Annotated in this window: 5 protein-coding genes; 1 reads left to right on the top strand and 4 read right to left on the bottom strand. The window is 44.2% G+C overall.

The window, feature by feature from the left end; translation table 11 throughout:
- Positions 1–377: 377 nt before the first annotated feature.
- From ACJMLT_RS08680 to ACJMLT_RS08665, 4 genes are all read right to left on the bottom strand, one after another.
- Positions 378–578 (bottom strand): cold-shock protein, encoded by a 201-nt coding sequence (locus ACJMLT_RS08680; RefSeq protein WP_004036546.1) that lies wholly within the window; start codon positions 576–578, stop codon positions 378–380.
- A gap of 113 nt (positions 579–691) precedes the next feature.
- On the bottom strand, positions 692–1,159 hold the full coding sequence (gene rnhA / locus ACJMLT_RS08675; RefSeq protein WP_405729528.1) for a ribonuclease HI: 468 nt from the start codon (positions 1,157–1,159) through the stop codon (positions 692–694).
- Positions 1,156–1,851, bottom strand: a complete 696-nt coding sequence (gene ispD / locus ACJMLT_RS08670) for a 2-C-methyl-D-erythritol 4-phosphate cytidylyltransferase (RefSeq protein ID WP_405729525.1) — start codon at positions 1,849–1,851, stop codon at positions 1,156–1,158. Before ispD ends, rnhA begins: the two co-directional genes overlap by 4 nt.
- 92 nt (positions 1,852–1,943) lie before the next feature.
- A complete protein-coding gene (locus ACJMLT_RS08665; protein ID WP_405729522.1) occupies positions 1,944–3,017 on the bottom strand; it encodes a PIN/TRAM domain-containing protein in 1,074 nt (357 codons plus the stop codon).
- A 288-nt stretch (positions 3,018–3,305) separates the two neighbouring features.
- On the opposite strand from ACJMLT_RS08665, the gene ACJMLT_RS08660 reads away from it, so the two are divergent.
- On the top strand, positions 3,306–4,199 hold the full coding sequence (locus tag ACJMLT_RS08660; RefSeq protein ID WP_405729519.1) for a DegV family protein: 894 nt from the start codon (positions 3,306–3,308) through the stop codon (positions 4,197–4,199).
- The last annotated feature ends 216 nt before the right edge of the window (positions 4,200–4,415 follow it).

Here is a 4,415-nt window from a genome sequence, read left to right as displayed (position 1 = left end):
TGTCTGCTCCAGATCATAGAACAAAAACAGGACAAATGAAATTGTGCCAAAAAACGTTTCCTTCATAACTTTTCCTCTTACCAATGATGCAAATTCTATAGTTTGACCCACTATTTGACACTAAATCATTTTTCATATTAGCACGAAAAATGTACACTTTCAACGAAAAAAACCTATAATTACAAAAGTTAATACAAAAATATTAATATATCTGAATATCTTACCATATTTTCCGTTGTTTTTCACAGATGGACAAACAAATTGTATGCAAAAAAAGAAAAGCCCTCCTTATTTTTTAAGGAGAGCTCTTTTTGCATAACCAAATCTAAATGTATAATTTTGAATGCTTTCGCAGTCTATTCTATAATTAAAATCGATTAAGCGCGTGTTACGTTTGCAGCCTGAGGGCCTTTTGCACCCTGAACTACTTCGAATTCTACTTCCTGGCCTTCTTCCAGTGTTTTGTAGCCTTCAGCCTGAATTGCGGAGAAATGTACGAATACATCGTCTTCACCAGGTACGGAGATGAAACCAAAACCTTTTTCTGCGTTAAACCATTTAACTGTACCTTTTTTCATTACTTAAATCCTCCTAGATAGATAAAAAATTGTTACATGACGATACTACCATAATATTCCCCCAGTGTCAATCAGAATTCTACCATTTCACTTGGGATTCGTCCGCCAGAAACTTACATTTTTCCATAGTTTTCGTCTTCCTGCAGATCACCTTTCTGAATGGCCATACGTGCCAGTTCATCGCATCTTTCATTACCGGGATTGTCCGCATGCCCCTTCACCCAGATGAATTTTACCTGATGTTTTTCCAGCATCATAAGCATCCGTTCCCACAGGTCTACATTGGAGGCTTTTTCCTTTTTATTCCGCATCCAGCCGTTCTGTTTCCACTTCACGACCCAGCCCTTTTCTATAGCATCCACCACATATTTGGAGTCGCTGTAAAGATTGACTCTGCAGGGTTCTTTCAGGGCTTCCAGCCCTTTGATGACCGCCAGCACCTCCATACGGTTATTGGTCGTCAGACGGTATCCTTCGGAAAGTTCCTTTCTTGCCGCTCCATACAGCAGCACTACCCCATAGCCGCCGGGCCCGGGATTGCCGGAGCAGGCACCATCTGTATAAATCGTTACTTCTTTCATGCCTGTTCCTCCTTCAAAAACGCTTCTCCGATGAGCAGGTCTTCCTTGGTTGTGATCTTGATATTGCGGTAACTGCCCATGATAACTTTGACAGGATAACCGCTGTGCTCCGCCAGAGAAGCATCATCCGTGCCCACAAAACCATCTGCTTTGGCCTGTTCATAGGCTTTTATGATTCGCTCTCTGCGGAAGGTCTGCGGGGTCTGGATCTGCCAGAGAGTACTTCTGTCAGGCGTTTCCACAGCAATATTTTCCCTGTTGCAGACCTTGATGGTATCCTTGGCAGGCACCCCTGCCACACAGCCGCCCATTTCCAGCGTCGTTTCTATGGAACCATTCAGAATATCCTCGGTTACAAAAGGACGGACGCCGTCATGGATCAGAACGATCTCGGTATCATCAGAAACCTCCCGCAGGCCATTCCATACGGAATCCTGCCGTTCCTTGCCGCCGGCAACAACAGATCTGATTTTTTTCCAGCCATATTCCTGCGCCATCTCCTGCACATCCTGCTTGGAATCCGCGCCTGTCACCAGAATGATATCCCGAATCTTTTCTGCTTTTTCAAATTTTTCCACCGTATGTGCCAGAATCTCTTTTCCGCCCATAGGCAGAAACTGTTTACTGATTTCCGTGCCCATTCGTTTTCCTTTTCCTGCTGCCACAATGACAGCGGTACAGATCGGTTTCATCAATATGCCACCTTTCTATCAAAATATTTTTCCTAATAAAAATGCGAAACTAAGCAAGCTTGTTTCGCATTCTATTTCAGGAAAAGGCTTTTTTACGCTGCAATCATTTTTGTAAAGATCATACGTCCCGCTGCAGTCTGCAGAACACTGGTCACGATCACAGTTTTTGTTTCACCGATATAACGGCTGCCGCCATCCACAACGATCATGGTGCCGTCATTCAGATAGGCAACCCCCTGACCCTGTTCTTTGCCGGCTTTGATGATCGTTACATACATTTCTTCCCCGGGCAGAACCACAGGCTTGATGGCATTGGCCAGTTCGTTGATATTCAGCACGCGAACACCCTGGAATTCTGCCACTTTATTCAGATTAAAATCATTCGTCACCACGAATGCATCCAGTTTCTCTGCCATTTTCAGCAGCATGGAGTCCACTTCCATGGGCTTATCTGCCTTAAAACTCTGAATTTCCACAGGCACAGCCAGCTGTTTCTGGATCTCATTGAGAATATCCAGACCACGGCGCCCTCTCTGGCGTTTCAGGCTGTCCGCAGAATCCGCAATATGTCGCAATTCTTCCAGCACAAAGTCAGGAATGATGATCTTCCCTTCAATGAAGCCCGTCTGCAGAAGATCCATGATACGTCCGTCAATGATGACACTGGTATCCAGAATCTTCGGTCTGCCTGTGATGCTGTCATCTGCCGTCATAGGCTTTGTTGTCAGCAGCACCTGCTGCAGCGTACGCACATTGACGTCATCCTTCTTCCTTCTGGCAACGCGGATCCCCAGAACACCAAAGAAGATATTCAGCAGGATAATGATAAACGTGCCAAGAATACCAAAGTCACGGAAGGCAAAGCCGATCAGGTTAGCGATCACCAGACCAATAAAGCAGCCGATTACAGAAAACGCCAGTTCCTTCACATTCATTTTTGTGAGGCGCTCCTCCGTCTGCATCATTCGTTTCATAAGCAGATTCGCCGTAGTGGTAGATGCTATAAAATAAAATATGAATCCAGTAAAAACGGAAAGTGCCACAGGAACATACGCAGGCATTTTCGCTGTAAAATTGAATAAGTCCGAAATAAATATAATATGCATGATCGCATACGTTGCCGCCACAACGATCAAACTCATGATCATTTCAATCAGTCTTCTCACTCTCTTTCACCTCCTTTATTCTATATTCAGGCAAAGCGCAAAAATACGAATACTACCCGCACTATACCATAATAACAGTCTAACCCATTTATTCCCATTTTGCAAGAGGAGATTCTTTATTCTACTCCAGATATAAACATTTTTCTATCGTTCATTGTTTTTCATACTACATATTGTATTTTATTCTATTGAATTTTACAGTCTGATTTGCTATATTACATTATAAAGAAATCTTTATACGAATTTTTTACATTCAGATAGATCTACAAAAAACAAGGAGGCTTACCAATGGGAGATTATCAGATTTTCAGCGACGGCGCCTGCGACATCGGTTTTGAAAAAGCCGAAGAACTTGGCATTCAGCTGATCCCTTTTTACGTTTCGACCGATCACGAAAATTATTATAAAGAAATTCTTGAAATTTCACTGGATGATTACTTCCGTTTTATGACAGAAGAAAAAGGCTATCCCAAAACTTCCCTGCCATCCATCCAGGATTATATCGATGCCTTTACCCCTGCGCTGGAAGCAGGCAAGGATGTTCTTTGCCTGACCATGACAAGAAGCCTGACTGCATCTCTGGAATCCGCCATGACTGCAAAATCCATGCTGGAAGAAGATTTCCCCCACGCAAGGATCGAAGTGATCAACTCTTGGGTAGCCACCGGCGCTCAGATGCTGATGCTGATGGAAATGGCACGGATGCAGAAAAACGGAAAATCTCTGGATGATGTTCTTGCTTATACGGAAAAAGCCCGTACAGATGCCCGCATCCACTTTATGGTGGGCGACCTGAGTTATCTGGAAGTTGGCGGCCGTATCGGCAAACTGGCGACCCTTTCCGGCGGATTGCTGAAAATCAAACCCATCATCATCCTGAAAGACGGTGAGATCAGCGTTGGCGGCGTTTGCCGCGCCAGAAAAAAAGGGCTGACACAGATTGCAGACGTTACAAAGAAACATTTCAAGGAAACAGGAGAAGACCCTTCTCACTATATCGCCACTCCCGGCACCAATACCATCTGGGATGATATGGACGATTTCTACGAAAAGATGAAGGAAGCGGCTCCCGGCATGGAATTTCTGCCCCCCTTCCAGATCGGCGCAACCATTTCCAGCCATACAGGCCCCGGTACGACCGGTTTCTGTTTTGTCAAAAAATACGAATACTACGGTTTTTAAAAAAACATTCCCTCGACTGCAATGCCGAGGGATTTTTTGTACAAAAAAAGAGAGGCTTTCGCCTCTCTTTTTATTTCTGATTATTTATACTGATGCAGGATGTGGTCTACGATACCAACGATTTCGCCTTTTTCTTTGTAAACACGAGGAACACGTTTTGTCAGTACGCAGGGCAGTTCATAGTTGATTGTGCCCAGGATCGCAGCCAGATCATCA

The sequence above is a fragment of the Anaerotignum sp. genome (assembly GCF_045122575.1).
Taxonomy (GTDB): Bacteria; Bacillota; Clostridia; order Lachnospirales; family Anaerotignaceae; genus Anaerotignum_A.
The sequence above is the reverse complement of the archived record's forward strand: the minus strand, read 5'-3'. Positions and strand labels throughout refer to the sequence as shown.